The sequence below is a fragment of the Roseibium sp. genome (genome assembly GCF_965276855.1).
Lineage (GTDB): Bacteria > Pseudomonadota > Alphaproteobacteria > Rhizobiales > Stappiaceae > Roseibium.
In genome coordinates this window covers 3318814-3345269 of the sequence record NZ_OZ255700.1, presented here as the reverse complement: position 1 = coordinate 3345269, position 26456 = coordinate 3318814, and the positions used below count along the sequence as shown (strand labels likewise).

Sequence of the window (26456 nt, the reverse complement as noted above, 5' to 3'; positions counted from 1 at the left end):
CTTTTTGGAGCAATTGAGAATGAAGTCCCATACTCAGGTCGTCGTGATTGGTGGCGGTGTCGTTGGCTGCAGTGTGCTCTATCACTTGACCAAGCTTGGCTGGAAGGACGTGGTCCTTGTCGAGCGGAGCGAACTCACATCAGGTTCCTCTTGGCACGCGGCGGGTGGCTTTCACACCCTCAACGGTGACCCGAACGTCTCCCAGCTCCAAAGCTACACGGTCGATCTCTATAAGGAACTGGAAGAGATCTCGGGCCAGTCCTGCAGTTTGCATCTGACCGGTGGCGTGATGCTGGCAGACACTCCCGAGCGGATGGATTTTTTGCGCCTCGCCCAGGCCAAGGGCCGGTATCTCGGTATGGATCTGGAACTGATCTCGGTCTCCGAAGCCAAGAAAATGTTCCCAATTCTGGATGAGAAATACTTCATCGGCGCTTTATGGGATCCGATCGAAGGGCATCTCGATCCGTCCGGCACCACCCACGCCTACGCAAAGGCCGCGCGGATCAATGGCGCAGAGATCTATCGGCACACCAAGGTCGAGGAGATGGTGCAGACCCCGGAAGGTACCTGGGATGTCATCACGGAAAAAGGCACCATCCGGGCTGAACATGTCGTCAACGCAGGTGGTCTCTGGGCCCGCGAATGTGGCCGCATGGTCGGGATCGAATTGCCGGTGCTCGCCATGGAGCATATGTACCTGCTTACCGATGAAATGCCCGAAGTCGTCGCGCATAACGAGGCAACCGGCAAGGAGCTGATTGGCGTCCTTGATTTTGGCGGTGAAATCTACACCCGACAAGAAGGCAAGGGCATGCTGCTCGGCACCTACGAGCAAAATTGTCGCCCCTGGAGCCCAAAAGAAACGCCATGGGATTTCGGGCACGAGCTGTTGGCACCGGACCTTGACCGGATCTCTCCGGAACTCGAAGTCGGCTTTGAGCATTTCCCGGCCCTGCAAAACGCCGGCATCAAGCAGATCATCAACGGCCCGTTCACCTTTGCCCCGGACGGCAATCCATTGGTTGGCCCTGTGCGGGGTCTCAAAAACTACTGGGTTGCTTGCGGGGTCATGGCCGGCTTCAGTCAGGGCGGCGGTGTCGGGTTGACACTTGCCAACTGGATGATTGACGGCGATCCGGGCTACGACATCTGGGGCATGGATGTCGCCCGGTACGGCGACTGGGCGACACTTGCCTACACGAACAAGAAAGTTCAGGAGAACTACAGCCGCCGGTTCCGCATTCGCTTTCCGAATGAGGAATTGCCCGCCGGGCGTCCGCACCAGACAACACCGCTCTACGACAAGATGCTTGCGCAAGGGGCTGTCATGGGCGACAGCTGGGGGCTCGAAACTCCCCTCTGGTTTGCTCCAGATGGCGAGACAGCTGAAGACGTCGTCTCGTTCCGGCGATCCAACGACTTTGAAGCGATTGGAGCGGAATGCCGGGCGGTACGAACAGGGGTTGGTATTACCGAAATCGCCAACTTCGCCAAGTACAAGATCACCGGCGCAGGAGCCGAGGACTACCTGTCCTACCTGATGACCAACACCATGCCGAAGGTGGGACGGATTGTGCTGACGCCGATGCTGAACGAAGCCGGCAAGCTGATCGGCGACTTCACCATCGCCCGCGCCAGTGACGAGACGTTCTACATGTTCGGGTCAAGTCAAGCCGAAGTCTATCATATGCGGTGGTTTGAGAAGCATTTGCCGGATGATGGCAGCGTTGCAATTGAGGCCATCAATCTTGGCTGGGTGGGTCTTTCCATTGCAGGTCCGAAGGCCCGCGATGTCCTTGCGAAAGTCGCCGGGGACGATGTCTCCAATGACGCTTTCCGGTTCATGGACTTCCGTGAAATGGACGTCGCGAATGCGCCCTGCAAGGTCAATCGGATCAGCTACACCGGTGACCTTGGCTACGAGATCTGGATGACACCGGAATACGAGCGTCAGGTCTACATGGCTCTAATGGAGGCGGGGGCGGAATTCGGCATCCAAAACTTTGGCATGCGGGCGCTGCTCGCCATGCGCCTGGAAAAGAACTTCGGAACCTGGTTCCGGGAGTTCCGCCCGATCTACGGCCCCTTTGAGGCAGACCTTGGACGCTTTGTGAAACTAGGCAAGAACAACTTTATTGGCCAGGAAGCCGCGCGCCGGGAATTCGAGGATGGGCCGAAACGATCCAGGGTGTCCTTCGTCGTAGATGCACTCGATGCCGATGTGATGGGCGATGAACCAATCTGGCACGAGAATGATGTGATCGGCTGGATCACGTCGGGCGGCTACGCACACCACGTCGAGAGGTCTTTGGCTCAGGGCTATGTCCCCAGTGAGTTTGCGGCAAACACGGATGACGGAGCCTTCGAGATCGAAATTCTCGGAGAGCGCCGCAAGGCCACCCTCATCACGGATCCATTGTTCGATCCCAAAGCGGAACGTATGCGGATGTAGGCGGGACACGGCATTTACGGGATTGACCAATTGGCGGAGGAGAGCAGGCGGTCATGAATACGGAACACTTTGGCCGGCACCGGCGAAAAATTATGCCGGCCGTCTTGCCCGATCATCCTGGCGATGCAGCAGGATACGAGGCGCTGTCAGCCTACGCGACCGAAAAAGCCTCTGCACTCAACCGTCATGTTCTTGGATATGGTGAGCTTGCAGAAACCGAGTGGTCAGCGCTTGGCCTTGCCGCACCTGACCTGGATGCCGTTCGCGAATACCGGCTTCAACGGATTCGCCAACAGCTCCAGGCCTTCGATTTAAGCGCAGCCATACTGTGTGACCCGCTGAACATTCGGTATGCGACCGACAGCACCAACATGCAGGTCTGGAGCACTCATAATGCAGTGCGCTACACGCTTGTGACGCTGAACGGCCCGGTCATCGCCTTCGACTTTCACAACTGCGAACACCTGTCCGCGCATAACATGCTCGTTGATGAAGTCCGCCACGGTGTGCCCTGGTTCTATTTTGAATCCGGACCGCGGTCTGCGGAACTTGCGCAGAAGTGGGCTGATGAGCTGGCCGATCTGATCAAGACTTATTGTGGCCCAAACGCTCGAATCGCCGTCGACAAATGCCGCCGGGAAGGCGTTGCAGCACTTCAAGGCCATGGTTTGACGCTGCATGACGGTGAAGAGGTGATGGAACTTGCCCGTGCCGTTAAATGCTCCGACGAAATCAAGGCGATGCGCCGGTCCATTGCTGCCTGTGAAGCTGCAATGTCGGAAATGGAAGCGGCCCTCCGGCCAGGCATGACGGAATGGGATCTTTGGGCGCTGCTGCATGCAGGAAATATTCGACGCGGCGGCGAGTGGATTGAAACACATCTGCTCGCTTCCGGCCCACGCACAAATCCCTGGTTTCAAGAAGCCTCAGCGCGTGAAATCCAATCCGGTGAGTTGGTCGCCTTCGACACCGATCTCGTTGGGCCCTACGGCATGTGCTGCGATATTTCCCGCACGTGGCTGTGCGGCGATGGACAACCGACCAACGAGCAGAGGTCGCTCTATCAGATGGCGGTCGATCAGATTGAAGCCAACATAGAAATGCTCGCACCAGGACGCAGCTTTTTTGAGCTTTCACACAGCGCCAAAAACCTACCGGAAGACTATCAGGCGAATCGATACTCCGTTCTATTTCACGGTGTCGGCCTGTGTGATGAATACCCAGCAGTCCCCTACCCGGCTGATTGGGCGAGCGGTGGATACGATGGGGTACTAGTACCTGGAATGGTGGTCTGTGTGGAAAGCTATGTTGGCCGCCACGGCGGACATGAAGGCGTAAAGCTGGAGGAACAACTGCTCATCACAGAAACTGGCTATGAACGCCTCAGCACGTATCCATACGATGACCGATTGATGGGCCGTCAGATCTGACGGCCTATTCCAACCAACACTATTTCAGACGGACAATCTTGGCACCAAGGCCACGCACGTAATCATCTTGGCTCATGACGACCACATTGGTCTCATTTATTTCTGTTTGCCGGAGCTCCAGCGGCGTCTTGCCACCTGGATTGATGATCACTTTGCGGGTTGGCGGCAGACCGCGGAAAACCAACACGCCCGCTTCCTTGGTCACAATGGCGCCGTACGGCTCGTCATGAAGGATACGGGTTGTGTCGCCCGCATAAGCCGATCCGGCAACAACGATCGCCGCCACAGCGACAATAGCTTTTGTCAGGATATTCATTTGAGCGCCTCTTCGCTGAACACACCTTTGCAATTCGCGAAAGAGTAACTCTTTGTTAACCATGTGGCGATCCGTTTTTACGGATTGTTAACTTTATGGTTAATGTCATCCGGATGCGAGCGCACCGCCAAGCGTGATCTCCTTGAAACACTCCTCCACATGCTCGGCAAAGGCATGGGTCGCGCGCCCAGCGCGCGGACGCTGCTTCATGACGATATGATAGTCGCCAATCTTTGGCAGCCCGTGACGATCATCCAGCACTTGCAGAGGTGGCTCTACAACACTGGCCGGAAACGGTGCAACTGCGAGATCCGCCAACAATGCCGCCTCCTGCCCCGCGCTATGAAAGCTTGTGTATGAGATGCGATAGGGTTTCTGGGCCCCATCCAGCGCAATCCGGGCCGCACGCCGCCATGGACACCCAGGGGTCGACACGGCCAATGGAAGCGGGTCACGGTCATAGGCAATCCCACCCTCCAAACCCACCCAAACAAGGGGTTCGGAAAAGACAACATCGGTCCCCGTTGGCATCGGGGCTCCGGGACGCACTGTGGACAAGATCAAATCGAGATCTTTGTTGCGGATCTTTTCGTCAAGTACTGGACTGCCGTCCAGATGCACATCCACGTTCACACCCGGATGGGACCGGGCAAAGCGGGACAGGATATTCGGCAAGAATCGAGTGCCGAAATCGGCAGGTGCCCCGAAACGAACCTCGCCTTCCACGGATGGCGAAACAAACAGGCTCACGGCCTCTTCGTTCAACATCAGGATCCGGCGAGCGTATCCAAGCAGGGCTTCGCCTTCTGGAGTTAAGCGCACAGCGCGACCCTCCCTTGCAAAAACTGCAACGCCCAGAATGGTTTCCAGCTTCTTAATCTGCATAGAAACTGCAGATGGGGTCCGCCCGATCAGATCTGATGCCTTTGAAAAACTTGATGTTTCCGCGATCACAAGGAACGTTCGGTAAAGTTCCATATCGATCAGCTCGGTGCCAGTACCTGGTAATTTTTCCATAGACGAGTTCCGCTCATTTTCAGTTCAATTTTTTTGAACTAATCGATGAATACTATTCGATTGATTGAACGACAAGTTATGCCCATATAGCAATCAAGCGGCCCGTTAATTAGGCAGCGGACCGCAACTTTTACACAAACACTGCGAACCGTATTCAGGATTGGGAAGACCATGACCTATCTTGCACAAGCCCTCGGCACCAACCTCATGGGTGTTGTTTCCGGCCACTCCGCTGCTGAACTCGCCCGCATGAATTCTACTCTGCGGATGAGCGCGGCTGCAAAGTCCCGGAAAGTCGGCCGCTGATAGCCGATTGAACCTTATGTAAGGACAGGATAACCCCAACGCCTTGCATTGGTTTCCATCTCCAGGATGATTTTGTAGTCATCTTGAACAAGTTTTGAAAAGCCGCAAATGCGAAGGCGTTTGCGGCTTTTTTTTGTCTGCGGGTTTGAAAGAACGCGCGAGACAGCTGCACAGACCTCTTCATGTGCTCTTCCACCCAATTGCACCGAAGTTACGAACGGCAGACTTGGAGCTTGCGCGGTTTGAGCAAGGACGCGCAGCCGTTTGGCAAGGGACGGTTTTTCTTGTTGAGCGAGCGCCCAGCACACCGCATCAATTGCAGCAACGTCTGCCCGCCCGTCGGCAACAGCGTCCATCGACGCCAAATGACCACCGCTCTCCGAAACGCTCTGAAAAAAGCCCCCTCCACCCGCTATTGGTGCGATCGTGTCCCGAAGGGCATTCATCCCAGATTGACTGTCCGGACTGTTGAAGACAGCGCGGACGCCCTTCAGATCGGCCAACGCATGAAATGGGCTGTTCTCCGCAACCACGATCTGGCTACAATACCGTGAACCATTGCATCCAGGAGCCTTGTAATTCGGCGCCCCCAGAAGATGAACCTTGCCAGCCAGTTCGTGGGTAAGTGGGTACCCGCAGGTCTGCCCCAGAAGCAAAGCCGGATCGGTCCATAAATCGTAAAGACCAACTCCTGGATCCCAAGGATCCAATCGAGTGGAGGCAATGGAGAGAACGCTGCAGATTTCATCCGTCAGCGCTTCCTCCAGTTCCCGTGTTTCTTCGGCAACTTCGGGCCAATCGTACATCGGCAACCGTACCGGCCGGAATTGTCCAGGTGTCATGATCGCGGCAGTGCTCGATCAGCGTCCACCTTCCGAACAAGAGGATGCGGAACCGGTTCCTTAACCTTGAAAAGAAACGCTTTGGCCATTTCCATATAACTCTTAAACACATACCCCTGATTGCGTGCCTGCCAATCGTCACGAGCGTCACGGTACAGTTTCGGGAGAGTGTACCAGGCCGCCCGCGGATGCGAATGGTGCACGATATGCAGATTGTTGTTCAGGAACAGCAAGGAAAACAGAGGGCAAAACTCAACGATCACGGATCGCGCCTCTGCATTTTCGTGAGCCCTGTGCTCTGCGTAAGTGCGCAGCATCAACAAGCTCATACCGGGATAAGCCACCGCAAGAATGTATAGCCAGACGGGCATCCCTCCTGCCAAGGACACAAAAGCAACCACCGGAACAAGGCCAGCCAAATGGTGCGCCCAGGCTCTTGCAACAAGCCTGTCTCCAGACGTTACCGCGCGAATTTCCGCTCCATAGAACCCGATCAGTGAGACTGCCGGGCCAATCAGTAATCGCCCGGCAAGCGTATTATTCACTGTCAGAACAGCTTGCAGGATCTTTGGCATATTTTGCCAGTCCCCCCAAGCGAGATAAAAACTTTCCGGATCGTCATAGGGATCTGTCAACCGGTCATCATTGTGGTGCCGCAGGTGCAAGGTCTTGAACCGCCGATACGGGATAAACAGCCCAAACGAACAATAGATCAGGGTCTCATTCAAACCTGCATTTCGGGTCGGATGACCATGCAGGACTTCATGCTGAACGGAAGATTGAAGCGTCACAAGCAGGGCAGCCAGCGGACAAACGATCCAGCCGCCCCAGTCCGAATAAAACGAAATGACCAAAGTCCAAGCCGCCGTTGTGGCCATAATCAGCGCCAACGTCGGCCACTCGCAGGATTTCCCAAGCGGCACGCTTTCCCCCAAAAATCTGATACATTCTGAAAAACCGAAATGGTTTGCGGAGGATGCGGAGTTGGTAATTTGCATTCAACGAGAGACTTGGGAACAAAGTCTACAAAGTGTAATTTTTAAAATGAACTGACGATTTTAATCACTATCGCTGAATAATATCTGCCTCTTTGCCACATCAACACGTCTGTGATGACCGAAAAGCGACAGTCGTGGCCGGATTTCTTTCTGGACAAATCAAGCCACAGGTCATGATCCTGTCATCGCTGTACAGGAGACCATCATGGACGCCCAATCAAACGCCGGCAAAGCTCTGCAGTTCGATGCCGTTATCATCGGAGCCGGGGTCATCGGTTGCGCAATCGCATTCAATCTCGCCAAACGTGGCTATCGTACGCTGAACGTCGACAAATTGCCCGCCGCTGGCTACGGCTCTACATCCAGTTCTGCAGCCGTTATCCGGACGTACTATTCGACCCTTGATGGGTCAGCGATGGCCTATGAGGGCTACCACACCTGGAAAGACTGGCCCGCTTATCTGGAAAGCGATGATGCCTCCGACCTTGCCAAGTTTATCGAAACCGGCACACTGGTCATGAAGACCGAAGCCAACGGATATTTGGCAAAGGTTCTCAAAAGTGCAGATCAGCTGGGCATTTCCTATGAGCATTGGACTGCCGATCAGATCCGATACGCGATGCCGGGCTATGACCTTCAGCGCTTTGCGCCAGCCAAGTCTATGGAAGACGACACGTTCGGCCAGCCAGCTGGCGGCGAGATTTCAGGCGGAGTTTATTTCCCGTTTGGAGGGTATGTCGACGACCCGCAGCTCTCTGCCCGTAATCTGAAGGATGCGGCTGAAAAACACGGTGCCACCTTCATGTTCAAGACTGCGGTGACCGAGATATTGGTCGTAGAAAATCGCGTGACTGGCATTGAATTGGAAACTGGACAACAAATCTCCGCGCCAATCGTTGTGAATGCTGCCGGCCCGCATTCCGGTAAGGTGAATTCCCTGCTGCCAATCGATCCCGGCATGACAATCCGGACCCGCCCCCTTCGGCAAGAAGTGGTTCAAATATCTCCACCCGGCGATCTGGGCTATTCGCGGGAAGGTCTGATCGTATCCGACAACGACATTGCCTGCTACATAAAGCCCGGAAGCGGCGGCCAGCTGATGATCGGCAGTGAAAACCCGGCCTGCGATGCACCGCATGAAGTCGATCCGGACGATTTCTCCAGAGACCTGAGCGATCGAGCTCTCACCTACGCTTACCGTTATTCCCAAAGACTGCCGAGCTTGGGTGTCTCACAACACCCGGTCGGCATTGCCGATCTGTACGACGCGACGGACGACTGGCTGCCCATTTACGACTGCACCGATGTTGGAGGCTACTATCTTGCGATCGGAACCAGTGGCAATCAATTCAAGAATGCCCCTGTGGCCGGTCAGCTGATGGCCGAACTGATCGGCTATTGCGAAACCGGCAATGCTCACGATGAGGCCCCTTTGCAGTTTCAATTGCCAAACATCGGTTACACGATCAACACGGCGACTTTCTCCAGAAAGCGTCCGGTCAATAAGGACAGTTCATTCTCGGTGCTCGGGTAATACATCATCGACCGCTTTCCCTTGGCGCGCACTGCCAAATCAGGTTATGGAGGCAGCTCGTTTGAAGATCCCGGAGATACGATTTGGCTTGGTCGCCTCAACAAGATACCGCCTTGAAGGACGCCGCAGCCTGGCTGAAACGCGGCGACAGGCAGGTATTCAGGCTGTTCGGGTTTGCAGGCACCGGAAAAACCACGCTAGCGCGGCATCTGGCTGAGGACATTGACGGAGACGTCTGCTTCGGGGCTTTCACAGGCAAAGCAGCACATGTTTTGCGCCAAAAAGGCTGTGAAGATGCCGGCACCATTCATTCCCTGATCTATCGCCCCCGTTCCGCCAAGGAAGAAGAAGCCGTCGATGACGATGAGGAAGACGCCGGCCCGCAGTTTGCCATCAAGCGGGACAGTGCGGCGGCCACGGCCCGGCTGATCGTTATCGATGAATGCTCTATGGTCGACGAGGAGCTTGGCCGCGATCTTCTGTCGTTCGGCACGCCTGTTCTGGTTCTAGGCGACCCGGCGCAGCTCCCACCAGTTAAGGGCGGAGGCTTTTTCACGGAGGCCGAGCCGGACATCATGTTGACGGAAGTCCATCGCCAGGCGCAGGACAATCCCATTGTTCGCATGTCGATGACCATCCGCGACGGCGGCAAATTGGACTACGGTGATTTCGGCGAGAGCAAAGTGATCAACCGCCGCCAGATCGACAAGGATCAGATCCTTACCGCCGATCAGGTTTTGGTCGGGACGAACAAGACGCGTCGGCTCTACAACAGCCGCATTCGTGAACTGAAGGACTTCACTACGCCGATGCCGGCCGTTGGCGACAAACTGGTTTGCTTGCGCAACGACAAAACCAAAGGTTTGCTGAATGGCGGCCTCTGGACGGTGAAACGCCTACGGCAGCCGCGCGGAAACACCTTGCGGTTTGATGTGGTTTCGGAGGACGAGCTCATCAAAACGGCGGTGAAGGTCAAGGTTCTCCCGGCCATGTTCGAAGACGGGGCTGATAGCATTCCATACGCCATCCGGCGCAAGGCGGATGAGTTCGATTATGGCTACGCCTTGACGGTTCACAAGGCGCAAGGGTCACAATGGGACGATGTCGTCCTGTTTGACGAAAGCTGGGCTTTCCGTGAGCACCGGGACCGCTGGCTTTACACGGCCGTGACCCGCGCTGCAGAACGCATTACTGTCGTAAAGTGAAGCTGTCGGAGATCTCTAGATCAACGCTTCCATAAGACGGCAATGCGCGCATCGCTGTTTCAACAAATGTGTCGATTTGAGTCTTGGTGCCACCTGAGCGCGCCAATATGGAAACTGCGGCTAACTGTCCGTCAATAAAGGTCGCGAGTGTATCCGGATCTTGCTCTTCAGGAACCTGTCCGGCATCAATTGCCTTCAAAACGCGGGTTTTGATCGCATTGAAACGAGCCTGACCAAGATCCGCAAGCAATGCCTTATGGCGCTCAGAGCCGTAAGCGACCTCAACTTGCGAATTAAATAGAAAGCAGCCCATTGGCGTGGATTCATCAGCCGCCAGGTACCCTACGGTTCTGATCAACTCTTGAAAATCCAAAAGGTAGTGATGTTCTGCCGCAGTAAGCGGACCAAAAACCATATCTCCATAACAGTCGAAATAGTGCAGAAGCGATTTTTCAAACATCGCTTCCTTGTCACCGAACGCAGCATAAAGACTGGGCTTCGCCATCCCTGACGCATCGACAAGATCGTTCATGGATGTCGCCTTGTAGCCGTTCTGCCAAAAGGCGCGCATGATGCCATGCAAGGCGTCCTGCGTTTCCGTTTTCCTTGGTCGGCCTCTTGTCACACCCAATTCCTCGTTTGCCAATGTCTGCTCACAACGTCAGCGCCCAAACCAACGATGAGCCCAAAGAACCAACTCTCTTCGAACGCACTTTGTTTTCCAACGCGCAAAGCACCATTATTCGCTATTCAGCACCGTTGAAACTACCAAATAACAGTGGCGCAAGAATACGCAAAACTAAGCAAATCGTTCGATTGTTGAAATTTTACGCAATATTACCGACCAATCGCCGAACAAAACTGCACTCTATACGCGATTTTTACCAAATATCCATCTTAAGTTTTTGCGGTCCAGGTCTGTTGCTGGGCGTTCAATGGTTTCAAATTTGGAAGCGCATGGCGATAGACTCACCAGATATCGAGAATTGCCAGTGGATCATAGATCGGACCTCTTTTGCGCGGAGAGTGTCCGAATTATCGTCCCTGTCTCGTTTCCAGTCCTGAAAGTGTAGACCCAGATGACAAGCGTCGCTGCTCCAGTCCCGACATCCCAGAAGTCAGCAAATTCCCTCCCCGCAGAAACGGCACTGCGGATCGCAAGAAGAATTGCAGACGAAATCGGCTGCCAGGCCGGTCAGGTGAATGCAACTGTTCAGCTGCTGGACGAAGGATCGACAGTGCCGTTCATCGCCCGGTACCGGAAAGAGGCCACTGGCGGACTGGACGACAGCCAACTGCGCAAGCTCGAGGAGCGGCTGATTTACCTGCGCGAACTTGAAGACCGGCGCGGTGCAATCACCCGGTCCATCGATGAACAGGGCAAAATGACCGACGCTCTGGCAGCCGGCATTCAGGCAGCCGAGACCAAGTCGCAGCTCGAAGATATCTACCTGCCCTTCAAAAAGAAGCGCCGCACCAAAGCCCAGATTGCGCGGGAAGCGGGACTGGAACCGCTCGCGGACCTGCTGCTGGCCGATCCTGGAAAAACACCGGAAACCGAAGCTTCAGGTTTCATCGACGATGCCAAGGACGTTGCGGATACGAAAGCTGCCCTTGATGGCGCGCGGCAGATCCTCATGGAACGGTTTGCCGAAAATGCGGAGCTCGTCGGACGGCTGCGCCGGTATATGGAAGAGCGCGGCGTGGTGCAGTCGAAGCTGATCGACGGCATGGGTGACAAGGGCGCAAAGTTCGCCGATTATTTCGACTACTCGGAGAGCTGGTCCAAGATACCGAGCCATCGGGCCCTTGCCCTTTTCCGTGGCCGCAATGAAGGCATTCTGTCTGTCGATCTCACGGTCGATGCCGACGATCCGGCCCCAATCCTGCCAGCGGTGAAGATGGTTGCGGACACCTACGGCATCGCCGATCGCGGCCGCCCCGCCGACAAATGGCTGATGGATGTCGCCCGCTTTGCCTGGAAGGTCAAACTGGCCCTTCATCTGGAACTCGACCTGATGGGTGTTCTGCGGGACAAGGCCGAGGAAGAAGCCATTCAGGTGTTTGCCAGGAACCTCAAGGATCTGTTGCTTGCCGCTCCTGCCGGCTCAAAAGCAACGCTCGGCCTGGACCCGGGCATCCGGACCGGGGTCAAGGTTGCCGTGGTCGACGAAACCGGCAAGCTGGTCGACACCGCAACGATCTATCCGTTCCAGCCGCGCAATGATCTTGCCGGATCCCGCAACACGCTTCTCGCACTGATCGCAAAGCACAAGGTTGGCCTGATCGCCATCGGCAACGGTACGGCGAGCCGGGAGACCGACAAGCTGACCGGCGACGTCCTTGCCGATGTTCCGGCGGCTCAGCGACCGGTAAAGGTGATCGTCAACGAGGCAGGTGCGTCGGTCTATTCCGCGTCGGAATTGGCCGCCAAGGAAATGCCGGACGTCGACGTGTCCCTGCGCGGTGCCGCGTCAATTGCCCGGCGCCTTCAGGATCCTTTGGCAGAACTCGTCAAGATCGAGCCGAAGTCCATTGGTGTTGGCCAGTATCAGCATGACGTCAACCAGACGAAACTTGCCCGCGCCCTGGATGCAGTTGTCGAAGACGCGGTGAACGCGGTTGGTGTTGATCTCAACACCGCCTCCCCGGCCCTTCTGTCCAGGATTTCCGGTCTGTCCGATAGTCTTGCAAAAGCTGTGGTTGAACACCGCGATACAATTGGCCGGTTTGACAAGCGCTCGCAATTGAAGGACGTGCCGCGTCTGGGCGCAAAGGCGTTTGAACTCTGTGCCGGCTTCCTGCGCATCACGGACGGTGCCGAACCTCTCGATTCTTCCTCGGTTCACCCGGAAGCCTATCCGCTCGCCAAGCGTATCGTGAAAGCCTGTGGCCGGGATGTCCGCCAGTTGATGGGCGACAGCGGCATTCTCCAGAATCTGGAACCCAAAGACTTCATCGACGAGAAATTCGGATTGCCGACGGTCAAGGACATCCTGTCCGAACTTGAAAAGCCGGGCCGTGATCCGCGCCCCGAATTCAAGACCGCAGCGCTTCAGGACGGTGTCGAGGAAATCTCGGATCTGAAACCGGGCATGAAACTGGAAGGCACAGTGACCAACGTCACGAACTTCGGCGCGTTCGTCGACGTCGGGGTACACCAGGACGGGCTTGTCCATGTCTCACAGCTGGCTGACCGGTTCGTCGACGACCCGCACACGGTCGTGAAAGCCGGTGACATCGTAAAGGTCACCATTCTGGAAGTCGACATTCCGCGCAAACGCATTTCAATGACAATGAAGTCACAGGCCGATTATCAGGGGCAAAAGGAGCGCAATGCGCAGAACCGGCCGGGTGGTGTAGACGGCAAAGGTTCAGGTGGTGGCCGGGGCCCAGGCAATGCCCCACGCGGCGGCAAGGGCAACCCTCAAAAATCTTCCGGCAATGACGGCGGAAACAACGCCATGGCCGCAGCACTTGCAGCGGCCATGAACAAGAAGCGGAAGTAACTGTTTCGATTCTTGTCAAAACCGGTCAGCGCGGAACGGAGCCGGATCCACCGATGGCGTTGCACCGTCGATCATGTCGGTGATCATCTCCCCGGTCACTGCGGCTTCCGTCAGACCATGATGGGCATGACCGAAGGCATAAAAGACCCCATCAGCCTGTAGCGCTGGACCAATGACAGGCAGACTGTCCGGAATGGAGGGGCGGAAGCCCATCCAGCGCTTCCCCCCTTCAGTTTTGAGATCAGGAAAGAAGCGCCGCGCCTTGGCAACCATGGCATCAACCCGCTTCCAGTTTTCCCGCAGGTCCAATCCGCCGAACTCGACGGCTCCGCCGACCCGCAATCCCGTGGACAGAGGCGACAGGACAAAGCCGTGTCCCGGCAACATGATGAACCGGTTGACGGCAACACCGGGCTCCGGGATCGTGATGTTGTAGCCCCGCTCTGTATCCAATGGGATCTTGTCACCAAGTTGTGCCGCAAGTTTTTTGGACCAGGCACCACAAGCGATGACCAACCGATCCGGATGAGTGGTTCGGCCATCGGCAAGCATCAATTCCGGGCCTGAAGACCCGGACTGAACGTTCACGACATCCCCGACATCGAAAGAAACGCCCTGGCTTTTCAACCAATCGGCCAGAGACAGGCACAACAGTTTCGGGTCATCCACCTGCGCCCACTCGGGCACGAGGGCCCCGCCCACCAAGCGATCGGATAACGCCGGCTCCATATCTCTGATCGTCGCCAGATCGAGCTCCTGAACATCGATGCCAAAGGCGCGCTGTTCCTCCCATCCCGAATGCGCATCTTTTAGTGAACTGACGGTGTCGAACAGCTCCAGACAACCATCCTTGCGCACTTGATTGTGCGTTCCGGAAACCCGCCACAAACGCTCCCACGACGGCCAGGCTTCCGCATTGAGTGCGGCCAAAGCCTCAGTGCTGCGTTTCATCTGGCTGTGATTGGAGGCCGCCATGAAACGGAGCATCCATGGCAAGATCTTGACGGCGTAAGCCGGGCGAACAGTCAGCGGCCCAAGCGGATCCATCAACCATTTGATCGCCTGTTTCCAAAGGCCGGGACTCGCGAGCGGGGCGACATCAGTCCAGGCAATCGCACCGGCATTGCCCTGGCTCGCGCCAGCCGCTGGTCCTTCGCGATCGAGGATTGTGACACGGTATCCGCGTTGCAGGAGATTTGCCGCCGTCGCCAGCCCAATGATGCCGGCTCCGACGATGGTGACGTCAGGTTTGCTCATGCATCCCTTCAATCAACCCAAATCGTATTTTGCAAGCCAAGTATCGGGTTTAAAGCGCGCGTTACCGGTTAAGCCTCAGAGGGTTTCAGGGCTTCCTTCTCCGGCGTTTTTGATTGCAGGAGCCAAGAGAACACCGCAAGGGCAAGCGCCGCCCCGATCAGCTGGGCAACAATAAACCCAGGCACATCAACCGGCCGGATGCCTGCAAAGGTATCGGTAAACGCACGGGAGATCGCGACCGCCGGATTGGCGAAGGATGTGGAAGCGGTGAACCAGTAAGCTGCGGTGATGTAGAGCCCTACCAGCCACGGCACCGCATCAGCGCGGAACCGGATACCCGCCAAGATACTTGCAAGCAGGCCAAATGTGGCGACCACCTCTGCGACCCATTGGGCACCGCCGGTTCGAACCGTGGTCGATGCCTGCCAGACCGGCAATTCAAACATCACATGCGCGATCAGCGACCCGCAAATGCCGCCGAGGATCTGAACAGCGACATAGGCCGCTGCCACCGGGATTGTCAGTTCACGCTTCAACCAAAACACAAACGTGACCGCCGGATTGAAGTGCGCCCCCGAAATTGGCCCGAACAAGGTGATCAGGACCACCAAGATCGCACCGGTCGGGATCGTGTTGCCCAGAAGGGAGACCGCAACATCCTCGGACAAATTGTCTGCCATGATGCCGGAGCCGACAACGGTTCCAACCAGCATCGCGGTTCCAAGCGCTTCAGCGACGAGACGCCGTGAGAGAGAGAATTCTGACATGAGGTGTAATCCTAGTCGTCGGCCGAGGCGCCGATAGCGGAGAGTTGGTTTTTTCCGTCAGCTGCGGAGAAGACATCATCGCCAAGCGCGAGCATCGCACCGATGCGGCGCTCAAGACGGTCATAAGCAAGGTCGAAAGCCTCAGCGCGGGTCGCATCATCACCCTCAACGGAGGCCGGATCGGCAATACCCCAATGCACGACAAACGGATGCCCCGGCCAAACCGGGCAGGCCTCTCCGGCTGCACTGTCACAAACAGTGATGATCAGATCCATTTTAGGTGCATCCGCACCGGCAAACTCTTCCCAGCTCTTCGATCTAAAACCGTCTGTCGGCAGGTTCTTGCGCTCCAGGCAGGAGATTGCGTCCGGATTGACCATGCCCCGCGGTGTCGAACCCGCTGAATAGGTGTTGAATTTACCCTCGCCCATATGGCGCAGGATCGCTTCGCCTAAAACCGAGCGCGCAGAATTGGCCGTGCAAACAAACAAGGCGTTACGCATATTATGAAGCCCCACTTTTTCCGGTTCTAACACCGGTCCTTTTCAACGCTCACACTATCGCCGAGCATGGTCATGATCGGGGCGCACATCTCCGGGTTTCCGCCGCAACAATCTTGCAGCAGATACGTTGTGAGCGCGCCCATGGCGGAGAGATCCGCACGGTAATGGATTGAGCGCCCGTCCCGTTCGGCGTGCACAAGGCCGGAGCGGGACAGGGCGCTCAAGTGGGTCGATAGGGTATTCGGACGCACGCTGAGAGCATCTGAAATAGCGCCCGCTGCCATGCCTTCTTTTCCCGCTTTCACCAACAGGCGAAAGACGTCGAGGCGGGTTTCCTGACCCAAGGCCGCCAATGCTCTCAAGGCATCATCTTTTTCCATATTTCGAGAATACTCGAATTATGGAAAAGTTCAACCCAAACTCCCGCCAAAAGAGAACCTCAAACGGAGAAAGCCGCCCAACATACCAATGGAAGATGGAAGAGTTTGGTTTGGAGACCAAACGCCAATAAAGAACTGATCAAAAACCGGCCAGCCGCCATGCCCTCCCAAACCCTGATGGGGCTAACTGTCTTTAATGGCGTTTGCGCTTAATCGGTCAGGTCTACGCCCTTAAACGAATGACCACCGAGCGGATCCATAACGTATCCGGTGACCTTCGCGGACATCGGAACATAAGCCATAGAGTGCGCGATGGTCACCCAAGGGGCTTCCTCCTGGAAGATCCGCTGAGCCTCTTCATAAAGCCTTGCGCGTTCTGCAGTGTCAAATGTAGTTCGAGCCTTCTTGATCAGCTCTTCAAATGCGTTGTTACACCATTGCGCTCTGTTGGAACCCCCGACACGCTCACAACTCAAAAGTTCGCTCAAGAAGTTGTCCGGATCACCATTGCGACCGGTCCATCCGAACAGCACAGCACCCTGCCGATTAACGTCTTTCGACAACGACAGGTACTTGCCCCATTTGTGGGAAATGATCTCAACACGCACACCAACCTTCTCCAAGTCAGCTTTGATGTATTCAGCCATCAAACGCGCATTCGGATTGTACGACCGCGAAACCGGCATCGCCCAGATCGTCAAGGAAAGATTGTCTATGCCGGCTGCGGCAAGCATTTCCCTAGCGAGGTCCGGGTCATAGGCATCGTCTTCGATCGCCGTGTTGTAGGACCAGACTGTCGGCGGGAACGGATTTCTCGCAACTTGACCAGCTCCCTGGTAAACCGCCCTAAGTATCTCCTGCTTGTTGATGGCGTGATACAGAGCCTTGCGAACCTCCTTGCGATCGAATGGAGGCGCTTTGGTATTGTACGCCAGATAGCCGACGTTCAAGGCTGGCTGCTCCATCAAAGTCAGATCGCCGTCCGAGCGAATATCGTCGACATCTGCCGGAGCCGGGCGTGACATCACATGACACTCCCCCCCCTTGAGTTTTTGAAGCCGGACTGCCGCATTCGGGGTGATTGCGAAAGTCAGGTTGTCGATGGCTTGCTTGCCATCCCAGTAATCGGAATGCGCGGAGAAGCGAACGATCGCGTCTTCCTGGTAGCCAACAAAGGCGAAAGGCCCCGTGCCAACCGGCTGGACGTTCAACTGCTCTTTTGCGCCCGCATCCTCAAGCTGGTCAGCATATTCAGCTGACAAAATGGACGCGAAATCCATCGCAAGGTTTGCCAAAATCGGAGCTTCCGGGCGCGTCAGCACAAATTTCACTGTGTGGTCGTCGATCTTGACGATGTCCTTGATGAACTCCGGCATGGACATAGCATCGAAAAACTCCCAAGCAGTGCCAGGCATGTAGGCGTGCCAGGAATGGCTTTTCTTACGCTGGCGCTCGAAAGAGAACAGCACGTCGTCAGCATTCAACTCACGGCTTGGCGTAAAAAATGGGGTGTCGTGGAATGTAACGCCTTTGCGGAGATAGAACGTGACTTCCCGCCCATCATCAGACACGTCCCAGCCCTCGGCCAAACCAGGTTCGACTTCAGTTGTTCCGGATTTGAATTCGACCAAACGATTGTAGAGAGGCTTGGAAGACGCGTCGAACGTGATCGTTGAGGTATGAAGTGCCGGATCAAAACCTTCCGGTGAGCCTTCCGAGCAAAACACCAGTGTCTTTGCTTCCGATCCCGAAGCGGCGGCCACCACCAAGCAAACACCCAAGACCGCGGGCTTCAAAGTTCTCGAAACAGTCATCAAGCGCATCTCTTCCCTAGTAAAAAAGCGTAGCCCTCAACCATTGGAGCGTTCTCTATGAGTAGAACTTGAGCCAACAGGAAACAGGATGCAACGGACCGAAAGATAAACAGATTCGATATGTTGGAAATGCGTAATTACAAAAAAGCCCCGGCAATGCCGGGGCCCTACTGTCTACTAGTCCAGATTGGAGCGCGTTCTTCTGACCGCGTCTTTCCAACCGGCCAGAAGCTGATCCCGCCGAACTTGGTCAAGATTGGGTTCAAACCGTTTTTCCAGTTTCCATTTGGCTGAGAATTCCTTCTGGCCAGGCCAAATCCCGGCCCGACTTCCTGCAAGCCAGGCAGCGCCGAGGGCTGTGGTCTCAGCAACGGTCGGACGATCCACCGGCGCACCAAGGATGTCGGACAGGAACTGCATCGTCCAGTCGGACGCCGTCATGCCCCCGTCGACCCGCAACACGGGCGAATGCGCATCCGGCCAATCAGACTGCATTGCAGAGATAAGATCACTGGTCTGATATCCGACACTTTGCAGAACCGAACGGGCGATTTCCTTTGGCCCGGTGTTCCGGGTCAACCCGAACATCGCGCCACGCGCATCCGCGTCCCAGTATGGCGCACCGAGACCGACGAAGGCCGGGACCAGATAGACGTCCTGGTTTGAGTCCGCTTGTTCGGCAAGAGCCTGAGAGTCGGCCGCATTTTCAATGAGGCCGAGGCCATCACGGAGCCATTGGACCGCGGCACCTGCAATGAAAATCGACCCCTCGAGCGCATATGTTGTTTCCCCATTCAGCCGGTAAGCGATCGTCGTCAACATCCGATTTGCGGAGGCGACCGGCTTCGTATCCGTATTCATCAAGGCAAAACAGCCTGTGCCGTAGGTCGACTTCACCATGCCCGGTTCAAAACACGCCTGTCCCACAGTGGCAGCCTGCTGGTCCCCGGCGACGCCAAGGATCGGCAGCTCCCGCCCGAAGAGATCCGCCTTGGCCACCCCGAAATCATCCGCGCTGTCTTTGACGTCGGGTAGAAGACTCATTGGGATTTTCAATAGCTCGCAAAGCTCGGAATCCCAGGAATTGTAATGGATGTTATAAATTAGTGTCCGGGATGCATTGGTGGCGTCAGTAGCGTGCACCTCGCCTTCGGTCAAATGCCAGATCAGCCAGCTATCAACCGTTCCGAACGCAAGTTCGCCGCGTTCCGCGCGTGCACGAACGCCGTCGACATTGTCCAAGATCCAGGCGATTTTTGTCCCGGAGAAATAGGGATCAAGCAGCAAGCCAGTCTTGGCTGTGAATTTTGCCTCTAGACCGTCTGCGCGGAGTTTTGCGCAAAAGTCGGCGGTCCGGCGGTCCTGCCACACGATCGCATTGTAGACCGGCTCACCGGTTTTGCGATCCCAGACGAGCGTTGTTTCACGCTGGTTTGTAATCCCGATCGCTGCAACATCGGCACCGTTGCCCGGTGCTTTTTCCATCGCCTCGCGGCAAACACGGAGCGTGCTGGTCCATATATCGGATGGTGAGTGCTCAACCCAACCAGACTTTGGAAAGTGTTGCGGAAACTCCTGCTGCCCGACACTTACCGGCTGAAAATCCTCACCAAAGACAATGGCACGGCTTGACGTAGTGCCCTGGTCAATCGCCAACACACATCCGGCCATGGCGCTCCTCCCAAATTTCATGCTTGTTGTTTTTTAAAAAACCGCCGGCGGCTCCCGGCGGCTCGGTCAGGTTTTGACAGTACTATGCAGCAGTGCCAACCAACTCCGCAAGATGAGCAGAGAGGTAGTTGTCGAGCGCGGCTGTTTCCACTTCGCTCAAACGCAAACCCAATTTTGTCCGCCGCCATAAGACATCTTCTGCGGTCCGGGCCCATTCGCGGCTGACGAGCCATTTCACTTCGGCTTCATAGAGATTGTAGCCAAACAGCTGACCAAGATCAGAAAGCTGCGCTGCCGTGCCCAGGATAGACCGGGCGCCCGTGCCGTAAAGGCGTATGAGACGCGTGGCGAAGGCCTTGTCGAGGAAAGGGTAATGAGCCTGCAGTGCTGAGACTTCCTCCTCAAAAGCGAGAACGTTGAAGTTTCCGCCTGGCAACACGTCCTGATCCGTCCACTCGCCGCGTTTGAATGGCAGGTGTGGTTTCAGTTTTTCCAGAACATGCTCCGACAATTTGCGGTACGTGGTGATTTTTCCACCAAACACAGACAGAACAGCCGGTTTCTTGTCCCCGGCATCCAACTCCAGAACATAGTCGCGCGTCGCAGCCTTCGCATCCTTCGCGCCGTCATCATAAAGCGGGCGCACACCTGAATAGGTATGAACGACATCTTCGGGTGTGACCGACGTCTCGAGATATTCGCTCACCGCTTTACAAAGATATTCGATCTCGTCCTGCGAAATCTGGACCTTGCTCAGATCATCCTGGTAATCAACGTCGGTGGTCCCGATGAGCGTAAAGTCATTTTCATACGGGATCGCAAATACGATTCGGCCATCACCGTTCTGGAAAATGAAGCACCGGTCATGCTCGAACTGACGCGGCACGATGATGTGGCTGCCTTTAACGAGGCGGATGGCAGAGGAATTGTTCGCTCCGACGACTCCGCGCAACATTTCTGCAACCCAGGGCCCAGCAGCGTTCACCAAGACGGATGCTGTCACAGTCCTCTCGACGCCCGACGACAAATCTTTCAGGACAACGCTCCAATGATCGCCGTCCCGCCGGGCGCTGACGCATTTTGTACGGGTCAGGACTTCAGCCCCGCGATCGGCAGCATCGCGGGCATTCAGTACCACTAAACGCGCATCGTCGACCCAGCAATCGGAGTATTCAAACCCCTTCTTGAAAAGCTTCTTCAAACCCTTGCTGTAGGTCCCTTGATCCAGGGGCACGGTTTTTGTCGCCGGAAGAAGTTTGCGGCCGCCGAGATGGTCATACATGAACAAGCCGAGCCGCAGCAGCCACGCCGGGCGCAGGTCCTTGTGATGGGGCAGGATGAAACGCAGTGGCCAGGCGATATGCGGCGCCAGCTTCCAAAGGACCTCACGCTCCTTCAGCGCTTTGCGCACCAAGTCGAACTCGTAATACTCAAGGTAGCGCAAGCCGCCATGGATAAGCTTGGTAGATGCAGACGAGGTTGCTCCCGCAAGATCCCCCATCTCAACAAGCATAACCGACGCGCCCCGACCGACAGCATCACGGGCGATTCCTGCACCATTGATCCCGCCACCAATTACCAAAAGATCGTAGTCCGCCGCCATGGTCCTCTAAGGCTCCGTATATTTCGCGCGATTTCTAAAACGAAAATAATTCGAAACCAGTCGAAAATCAATCACAATTCATTCACGCATAAGAAAAGCCCCTGCCAGAGGACAAGCCAGCCAGCAGAGGCTCAGAAAATGCAAATGAGAAGTGTGCGGCTAGCGGTCGCCATCCTCCGCCGGCGCGTCGTCGGCGAGCGGTTTCGGTTTCTTGGTGGCCTTGGCTTGCGTGACCTTTGGCACATCGTCCTGCGCATAAGCTGGCGTTGCTGCATGATAGGTCACTTGCGGGAACGGAATTTCGATATTGCGCTCGTCAAAAACCTGTTTGACATACTCGTTATAAGCCCGGCCGACCGACCATTGATCACCTGGCGTGGTTTTGATCCGGGCACGAATGTCGATAGAACTTGCGCCGAAGTTTGTGACCCCGTGCATTTCAAGATCTTCATATATCTTGGAACCGTAGTCGGTCGCCTTGAGACGCCGGAATGCTTCCTGCATCGCCTCTTTTGCCTCGGCGATATCTGTGTCGTAAGACACCCCAATCAAGGCCACGTGATACGAGAAACCGCGCATGAAATTGGACACCATGTCCACAGACGAGAACGGAATGATGTGTGTCGTCCCATTCAGATCGCGAATCCGGACAGATCTCACGGTAATGCCTTCAACAGTGCCGGTGATGCCTGCGACGGTCACAACATCTCCCTGGTTGATTGCATTCTCAATCTGAATGAAGGCGCCCGTGATGATGTCTTTAACCAGGGTCTGCGCGCCAAATGAAATCGCAAGACCCACCACACCCGCACCGGCAATCAGCGGGCCGATATCAATGCCGATTTCCGACAGTCCGAGCAAAACTGTCATCACGAGAATGACGACGGTCGCGGCATTCCGAAACAGTTGGAAAAGTGTTCGCTCGCGCGCGGTAACGATGTGCCCGCGCCGCGATTGCAGGCGCAGGTCAACCCAAGACATCAACGCCAACCAGATTGCGAAACCAACCAGAACAACAAGGAATGCGGACCCGTAGCTGCTCACGAGACGGTTACCGGTTTCGGACGACAACCAATCCAGAATGCTGAAGAGCCCCCAAACCTCGAAGAGCAGCAAGACAGTTGCGATAAAGACGAAGAATCGAACCAACTTGAGCAGTCGTGGAACGAAGGCATTTAGCCGGTGTTGGAGTGCTGGAAGCTTTGTGTTCAGGTCTTCGGGCAGTCGTATTCCGCCCTTGATGGCTCGTGTAACGATCAACGACAGCGCCATCCCTGCCATGATCGTGACAATCGACAGGACGGTGGCCCGCAAGATGATGGTTGTTGCATCAAACGGTCGCGTTACCCAGACAACAAAGATCGCGATGATGTAACCGAGCGCGCCAACATGCCAAAGCTTTCCAAGGTTGGATAGAGCCCTTTGCGCCAGATTACTCTGCAGCGTTTCCGCATATCCTTGCGTTCCCTCCCGCACGCGGACGCGGTTCCGCACAATCAGCACCATCAAGTAGATCATGCCGCTGAGCACGATCAGAAAGCGAAGCGCATTCCCAAGAACAAACGAAACAGCAATGTTGGAAACGGGAACCAGCAGAAATATGCCGAAGTTGTTCCAGTACATATACAGACGAAGCCTTGTGTACCAATAAAGGGCATTCTGGTCGTCGAAGGGAAGCAATCGCAACTCCGGACGGCGCGGCGCAAACACAAACCGAAGCGCGACATTGGCCATTCCAGTTATGAAAAACGCGTTGAGCGCAAGACTTTCCTGAATGGTGACGCCAGCTGCAAACCCGCCATACGCCAAAAGAGCAACAAAATAGCCAACGCCCAAACCGATTGCGACCGTGATCCCGTCAATCACGGTCGACAAGACCAGAATAGATGTCCGCATCAGCCCGCCGCCATACCGCGCCTTGAGAGCGAGCCCGGCATACGCTTTTCGAGCAACCAACTGACCTGACCAGAAAGCCAAGTATGCGGCAATCAAGACCGCCGCAACCTGCACAAATACCGTCTGAACACGATCCCACTTGATCGGAATATCCCCTTTGAGGATCAAAAACAGTCCATTCAGCGAATGCCCGGCTCTATCGAGGAAGATGCCAACTTCATCTGCAAGCTTGCGGGTGTATTCCCCTACCCTCAGAACAAAGCTCTCATTGGCCTCTACTGGTGTCGCCGTAGCGGGCTCGGACTGCGCGCCAGTTTGATCACTGCCGTTATCCGCCGTCTGCTGGTCTTCGCTCAGTTGTTTGATGAGTGCCGCGCGGGTATCAGGATCCTCTAAAATCTTGATCAGTGCATCACGCGCCTGGCTGATATCGTCTGCTTGCTGGGTGGAATCAGCAGCGTCTTGCGCGATTGCCGCACCTGGAACAAGCATGAGAAAAATGATCAGGCAAAGGCTACGCATAAGGACGGTCATGAAGGCTTCCACCAGCACAGAATTATCGTTGGAAAGACAGTATGCTAGAGGTGACGTAGGCCCACGGCAATCCCGGTTCGGTGTCTTTAGCCGCTCGCTCAACAGAAGCCATGTCTGCTCCCGATCAGTCAATACATTGCGATTTATGACGATACACGTCGCAAAATATCAAGAAATATCCTAAATTTCCGCAAGGTCATCTTTAACTTTCGGACTAAATGGTAACGTATTAATAACAGTATGAAGCTTTCCTTCCGTATTAAGAGGAGGAAAGATGTCAGTCACGCTGTTAAAACTTGCCGAGGAAGGTACAGATTCCGCACGGGCGGCGCTGTTCGGTGAGCTTTGCAGGCTCGTTACTGATGATCTGGACCAGCGCACCACACCGGAACTCACGATATTTGCAGAGGTAACGCTCAAGCTTTACAGCGACGCCACGGCCGACGACCGCGTGCGCCTCGCGCAGAAACTGTCGAATTGCCCAGACATACCCGACACGCTGGCCAAAAAAATCGCGGAAGATGATGCACCAATTGCATCCCCCCTCCTGGCATCTTCTCCTGTCTTCTCACAGGAAGATCTTCTGCAGTTCATTCAAGAACTGAGCAATGCGCATCTGCAAGCCATTGCCCACCGTCCGGATCTCACTTCTGAAGTCTCCGACGCGCTTGCGCAAAAGGGTGATACCCCGATCCACCGTATCCTTGCGGGAAACCGGGAAATTCGATTGTCCCGAGATGCCATGGTTTGCCTTGTACGGCTTGCTGCCGAAGACACCAAAGTTCGGGAAAGCTTGTCGCATAGGTCGGATCTGACACCAGCAATCTGTCAGCAATTGCTGCCGATGGTCAATGACGACGCAAAGAAACGTTTGACGTCAATCATTCAAGGTGCTCTGTCACAGGAACAGCTCGATCAGATTGCGAAGATCAAGAAACTGAGACGAGAACTTGGGCATGCCTTGGACAACCACGACATGAGCTTGTTGTGGCCTGACGCACAACGCGCTGGTGCAACACCAGATGAGCTGATCACACTCTTGCTCCAGGACCAGCGGTTCAACCACGTCATCGAGCTGATGAGCTTGCGCGGAAGGATCGCGCAAAAAGCCTTCAAGGACGCCGTTTTTAACGGAAAGCTGGAAACCGTTATGCGGACGGCGGCCCGTTGCGGCCTTCAACCTCAAACTTTTGCATTGTTCGTGAAAGCTCGGTGCGATCACCTTCGGATTCCTTCCAAGAAGGGCTCGAGCTGGATCGGCGCTTACACTGCGCACCTAAAAGAGTTGGAGGCTTCAAAAGAGGGCCGGTGCTCTGACTTCCAGGCAAATCGCAAAGGCAGAAAACCAGATGCAGCTGCGACCGTTTCTAGCAGGCTCGCTTTTGCGTAATCATCCTCCGGTCGCCCGCCGGCACAAGGCTGCAGCAAGTGCGGTCGCAAGAGTAGCGCTGGCATAAAACCATAGCCCCGGCAGGATCGAGGCGGCCGCCAAACCACTGGTTTTCGCCGCAAAGAGGACCAGCGCGACAAGCATCACATCCAGCATGGACCACTTACTGAGCGTCGACAGCAACGCCAGCGATCTCAGCCGTGCACCTGTTATCACGGCGACATGTACAACGATGATCTTTGCCGCAGGAAAGACGACGGAAAACAACGCGATGATTGCCGCCAGCGCACCGTCTCCCTCCAGCCACAATCCATGTATGACCTCAAGCAAGGAGGGACGCTCCTCCAGAAAATAGAGTTTTTCAAGCCGCATCAGCGGGAGGGTAATGCCGAGTGTGAACGAAAAAGTTGCGATTGGCAGGAGTAGTGCAATCATCAACCGCATACTGGTTGCTCCTGCAGAAGGTTTATTCAATTTCAAACGACGACTTCGTCCCGCAATTTATGTCGCAAGAATAGTATTCCAAATACATCTTATAAAGGCGAGTTGGTCACACAATATGCACGCCGTGGCCAAAATCGCCGCGGCGCCTGTTTCACAAACCGTTCTTGATCTCAGTACCTGGACCGTCCACGCGCAGCAACTTCATCGAGTTGATCCTGCTCGGCGGCTTCCTGAGCGGTGCGTTCGCGCTGCTGGTCCCGCTCTTCCAGCTGTTCGAACTTCTTAAGATCTTCAATAGCCTCGCTAAGCTCGTCCTGAGCGCGCTGCAACTGATCATCCAGTTCATGGGCCGAATTGCGCAAATTGTCTCTACGATCGGCAGCGGCCTTTGCGAATGTCGGGTAGGCGAAATGACTGACGTCGGTAATCCCTGTCCGCTCCTGCTCGGTGCGAATCTGATCATCGAGCTCGTCCGCCATCCGGTTGAACTCGGATATCATGCTCTCGATCTGGGCGAGCTGCCGCCGTTTTTCGTCAACCTGAAACCGCTTCAAACGGATCAAACTGTCTCGGGTTTTCATTACT

At 55.6% G+C, this 26456-nt stretch carries 22 protein-coding genes; 7 read left to right on the top strand and 15 right to left on the bottom strand.

What is annotated here, in order from left to right:
* Positions 1 to 19: 19 nt before the first annotated feature.
* Together ACQY4Z_RS15500 and ACQY4Z_RS15495 are read left to right on the top strand one after the other, a co-directional pair.
* Positions 20 to 2455 (top strand): GcvT family protein, encoded by a 2436-nt coding sequence (locus ACQY4Z_RS15500; RefSeq protein ID WP_428522672.1) that lies wholly within the window; start codon positions 20 to 22, stop codon positions 2453 to 2455.
* 53 nt (positions 2456 to 2508) lie between these two features.
* Positions 2509 to 3885 (top strand): M24 family metallopeptidase, encoded by a 1377-nt coding sequence (locus tag ACQY4Z_RS15495; protein WP_428522670.1) that lies wholly within the window; start codon positions 2509 to 2511, stop codon positions 3883 to 3885.
* A 19-nt stretch (positions 3886 to 3904) separates the two neighbouring features.
* Here ACQY4Z_RS15495 and ACQY4Z_RS15490 read toward each other — a convergent pair whose 3' ends face one another.
* Positions 3905 to 4201: a hypothetical protein gene (locus ACQY4Z_RS15490; protein ID WP_428522668.1), complete on the bottom strand. Its 297-nt coding sequence runs from the start codon at positions 4199 to 4201 to the stop codon at positions 3905 to 3907.
* 105 nt (positions 4202 to 4306) lie between these two features.
* On the bottom strand, positions 4307 to 5218 hold the full coding sequence (locus ACQY4Z_RS15485; protein ID WP_428522666.1) for a LysR family transcriptional regulator: 912 nt from the start codon (positions 5216 to 5218) through the stop codon (positions 4307 to 4309).
* 171 nt (positions 5219 to 5389) lie between these two features.
* Between ACQY4Z_RS15485 and ACQY4Z_RS15480 the strand changes: the two genes are divergently transcribed.
* A complete protein-coding gene (locus tag ACQY4Z_RS15480) occupies positions 5390 to 5524 on the top strand; it encodes a hypothetical protein (RefSeq protein ID WP_428522664.1) in 135 nt (44 codons plus the stop codon).
* A 14-nt stretch (positions 5525 to 5538) separates the two neighbouring features.
* Here ACQY4Z_RS15480 and ACQY4Z_RS15475 read toward each other — a convergent pair whose 3' ends face one another.
* Positions 5539 to 6366, bottom strand: a complete 828-nt coding sequence (locus tag ACQY4Z_RS15475; protein WP_428522662.1) for a phosphate/phosphite/phosphonate ABC transporter substrate-binding protein — start codon at positions 6364 to 6366, stop codon at positions 5539 to 5541.
* A complete protein-coding gene (locus ACQY4Z_RS15470) occupies positions 6363 to 7289 on the bottom strand; it encodes a fatty acid desaturase (RefSeq protein WP_428522660.1) in 927 nt (308 codons plus the stop codon). The genes ACQY4Z_RS15475 and ACQY4Z_RS15470 overlap by 4 nt, the downstream gene beginning before the upstream one ends.
* 280 nt (positions 7290 to 7569) lie before the next feature.
* On the opposite strand from ACQY4Z_RS15470, the gene ACQY4Z_RS15465 reads away from it, so the two are divergent.
* Positions 7570 to 8898 (top strand): NAD(P)/FAD-dependent oxidoreductase, encoded by a 1329-nt coding sequence (locus ACQY4Z_RS15465; RefSeq protein WP_428522658.1) that lies wholly within the window; start codon positions 7570 to 7572, stop codon positions 8896 to 8898.
* A gap of 83 nt (positions 8899 to 8981) precedes the next feature.
* A complete protein-coding gene (locus tag ACQY4Z_RS15460; protein WP_428522656.1) occupies positions 8982 to 10103 on the top strand; it encodes an ATP-dependent DNA helicase in 1122 nt (373 codons plus the stop codon).
* Here ACQY4Z_RS15460 and ACQY4Z_RS15455 read toward each other — a convergent pair.
* Positions 10087 to 10635 (bottom strand): TetR/AcrR family transcriptional regulator, encoded by a 549-nt coding sequence (locus tag ACQY4Z_RS15455; protein ID WP_428522654.1) that lies wholly within the window; start codon positions 10633 to 10635, stop codon positions 10087 to 10089. The genes ACQY4Z_RS15460 and ACQY4Z_RS15455 overlap by 17 nt on opposite strands.
* A 547-nt stretch (positions 10636 to 11182) precedes the next feature.
* Here ACQY4Z_RS15455 and ACQY4Z_RS15450 point away from each other — a divergent pair.
* Positions 11183 to 13612: a Tex family protein gene (locus ACQY4Z_RS15450; RefSeq protein ID WP_428522652.1), complete on the top strand. Its 2430-nt coding sequence runs from the start codon at positions 11183 to 11185 to the stop codon at positions 13610 to 13612.
* A gap of 15 nt (positions 13613 to 13627) precedes the next feature.
* Here ACQY4Z_RS15450 and ACQY4Z_RS15445 read toward each other — a convergent pair whose 3' ends face one another.
* From ACQY4Z_RS15445 to ACQY4Z_RS15410, 8 genes are all read right to left on the bottom strand, one after another.
* Positions 13628 to 14869: an NAD(P)/FAD-dependent oxidoreductase gene (locus tag ACQY4Z_RS15445; RefSeq protein ID WP_428522650.1), complete on the bottom strand. Its 1242-nt coding sequence runs from the start codon at positions 14867 to 14869 to the stop codon at positions 13628 to 13630.
* Positions 14870 to 14937: 68 nt separating this feature from the next.
* A complete protein-coding gene (locus tag ACQY4Z_RS15440) occupies positions 14938 to 15636 on the bottom strand; it encodes an aquaporin (RefSeq protein WP_055672663.1) in 699 nt (232 codons plus the stop codon).
* 11 nt (positions 15637 to 15647) lie between these two features.
* A complete protein-coding gene (locus tag ACQY4Z_RS15435) occupies positions 15648 to 16139 on the bottom strand; it encodes an arsenate reductase ArsC (RefSeq protein WP_428522648.1) in 492 nt (163 codons plus the stop codon).
* A 26-nt stretch (positions 16140 to 16165) separates the two neighbouring features.
* Positions 16166 to 16519, bottom strand: a complete 354-nt coding sequence (locus tag ACQY4Z_RS15430) for an ArsR/SmtB family transcription factor (protein ID WP_428522646.1) — start codon at positions 16517 to 16519, stop codon at positions 16166 to 16168.
* 209 nt (positions 16520 to 16728) lie between these two features.
* The gene (locus ACQY4Z_RS15425) at positions 16729 to 18342 is read right to left on the bottom strand and encodes an ABC transporter substrate-binding protein (protein ID WP_428522644.1); all 1614 of its coding nucleotides are present in this window, start codon (positions 18340 to 18342) and stop codon (positions 16729 to 16731) included.
* A 168-nt stretch (positions 18343 to 18510) separates the two neighbouring features.
* Positions 18511 to 20004 carry a glycerol kinase GlpK gene (glpK, locus tag ACQY4Z_RS15420; RefSeq protein ID WP_428522642.1) on the bottom strand — a complete coding sequence of 498 codons (1494 nt, stop codon included), beginning with the start codon at positions 20002 to 20004 and terminating at the stop codon, positions 18511 to 18513.
* A gap of 82 nt (positions 20005 to 20086) precedes the next feature.
* Positions 20087 to 21607, bottom strand: a complete 1521-nt coding sequence (glpD, locus tag ACQY4Z_RS15415) for a glycerol-3-phosphate dehydrogenase (RefSeq protein WP_428522640.1) — start codon at positions 21605 to 21607, stop codon at positions 20087 to 20089.
* A 159-nt stretch (positions 21608 to 21766) separates the two neighbouring features.
* Positions 21767 to 24037, bottom strand: coding sequence for a mechanosensitive ion channel domain-containing protein (locus ACQY4Z_RS15410; RefSeq protein WP_428522638.1), 2271 nt, complete (start codon positions 24035 to 24037; stop codon positions 21767 to 21769).
* A gap of 274 nt (positions 24038 to 24311) precedes the next feature.
* On the opposite strand from ACQY4Z_RS15410, the gene ACQY4Z_RS15405 reads away from it, so the two are divergent.
* Positions 24312 to 25427, top strand: coding sequence for a DUF2336 domain-containing protein (locus tag ACQY4Z_RS15405; protein ID WP_428522636.1), 1116 nt, complete (start codon positions 24312 to 24314; stop codon positions 25425 to 25427).
* On the opposite strand, the gene ACQY4Z_RS15400 is transcribed toward ACQY4Z_RS15405, so the two are convergent.
* Positions 25428 to 25871 carry a paraquat-inducible protein A gene (locus ACQY4Z_RS15400; RefSeq protein WP_428522634.1) on the bottom strand — a complete coding sequence of 148 codons (444 nt, stop codon included), beginning with the start codon at positions 25869 to 25871 and terminating at the stop codon, positions 25428 to 25430.
* 170 nt (positions 25872 to 26041) lie between these two features.
* Positions 26042 to 26452, bottom strand: a complete 411-nt coding sequence (gene fliJ / locus ACQY4Z_RS15395) for a flagellar export protein FliJ (RefSeq protein WP_428522632.1) — start codon at positions 26450 to 26452, stop codon at positions 26042 to 26044.
* Positions 26453 to 26456: the final 4 nt, after the last annotated feature.

What these genes read in the sequence shown, in the direction of transcription:
- ACQY4Z_RS15500 (WP_428522672.1), top strand. Translation starts at nt 20, where the DNA reads ATGAAGTCCCATACTCAGGTCGTCGTGATTGGTGGCGGTGTCGTTGGC.
- ACQY4Z_RS15495 (WP_428522670.1), top strand. Translation starts at nt 2,509, where the DNA reads ATGAATACGGAACACTTTGGCCGGCACCGGCGAAAAATTATGCCGGCC.
- ACQY4Z_RS15490 (WP_428522668.1), bottom strand. Translation starts at nt 4,201, where the DNA reads ATGAATATCCTGACAAAAGCTATTGTCGCTGTGGCGGCGATCGTTGTT.
- ACQY4Z_RS15485 (WP_428522666.1), bottom strand. Translation starts at nt 5,218, where the DNA reads ATGGAAAAATTACCAGGTACTGGCACCGAGCTGATCGATATGGAACTT.
- ACQY4Z_RS15480 (WP_428522664.1), top strand. Translation starts at nt 5,390, where the DNA reads ATGACCTATCTTGCACAAGCCCTCGGCACCAACCTCATGGGTGTTGTT.
- ACQY4Z_RS15475 (WP_428522662.1), bottom strand. Translation starts at nt 6,366, where the DNA reads ATGACACCTGGACAATTCCGGCCGGTACGGTTGCCGATGTACGATTGG.
- ACQY4Z_RS15465 (WP_428522658.1), top strand. Translation starts at nt 7,570, where the DNA reads ATGGACGCCCAATCAAACGCCGGCAAAGCTCTGCAGTTCGATGCCGTT.
- ACQY4Z_RS15455 (WP_428522654.1), bottom strand. Translation starts at nt 10,635, where the DNA reads ATGAACGATCTTGTCGATGCGTCAGGGATGGCGAAGCCCAGTCTTTAT.
- ACQY4Z_RS15450 (WP_428522652.1), top strand. Translation starts at nt 11,183, where the DNA reads ATGACAAGCGTCGCTGCTCCAGTCCCGACATCCCAGAAGTCAGCAAAT.
- ACQY4Z_RS15445 (WP_428522650.1), bottom strand. Translation starts at nt 14,869, where the DNA reads ATGAGCAAACCTGACGTCACCATCGTCGGAGCCGGCATCATTGGGCTG.
- ACQY4Z_RS15440 (WP_055672663.1), bottom strand. Translation starts at nt 15,636, where the DNA reads ATGTCAGAATTCTCTCTCTCACGGCGTCTCGTCGCTGAAGCGCTTGGA.
- ACQY4Z_RS15435 (WP_428522648.1), bottom strand. Translation starts at nt 16,139, where the DNA reads ATGCGTAACGCCTTGTTTGTTTGCACGGCCAATTCTGCGCGCTCGGTT.
- ACQY4Z_RS15430 (WP_428522646.1), bottom strand. Translation starts at nt 16,519, where the DNA reads ATGGAAAAAGATGATGCCTTGAGAGCATTGGCGGCCTTGGGTCAGGAA.
- ACQY4Z_RS15425 (WP_428522644.1), bottom strand. Translation starts at nt 18,342, where the DNA reads ATGCGCTTGATGACTGTTTCGAGAACTTTGAAGCCCGCGGTCTTGGGT.
- glpK (WP_428522642.1), bottom strand. Translation starts at nt 20,004, where the DNA reads ATGGCCGGATGTGTGTTGGCGATTGACCAGGGCACTACGTCAAGCCGT.
- glpD (WP_428522640.1), bottom strand. Translation starts at nt 21,607, where the DNA reads ATGGCGGCGGACTACGATCTTTTGGTAATTGGTGGCGGGATCAATGGT.
- ACQY4Z_RS15410 (WP_428522638.1), bottom strand. Translation starts at nt 24,037, where the DNA reads ATGACCGTCCTTATGCGTAGCCTTTGCCTGATCATTTTTCTCATGCTT.
- ACQY4Z_RS15405 (WP_428522636.1), top strand. Translation starts at nt 24,312, where the DNA reads ATGTCAGTCACGCTGTTAAAACTTGCCGAGGAAGGTACAGATTCCGCA.
- ACQY4Z_RS15400 (WP_428522634.1), bottom strand. Translation starts at nt 25,871, where the DNA reads ATGCGGTTGATGATTGCACTACTCCTGCCAATCGCAACTTTTTCGTTC.
- fliJ (WP_428522632.1), bottom strand. Translation starts at nt 26,452, where the DNA reads ATGAAAACCCGAGACAGTTTGATCCGTTTGAAGCGGTTTCAGGTTGAC.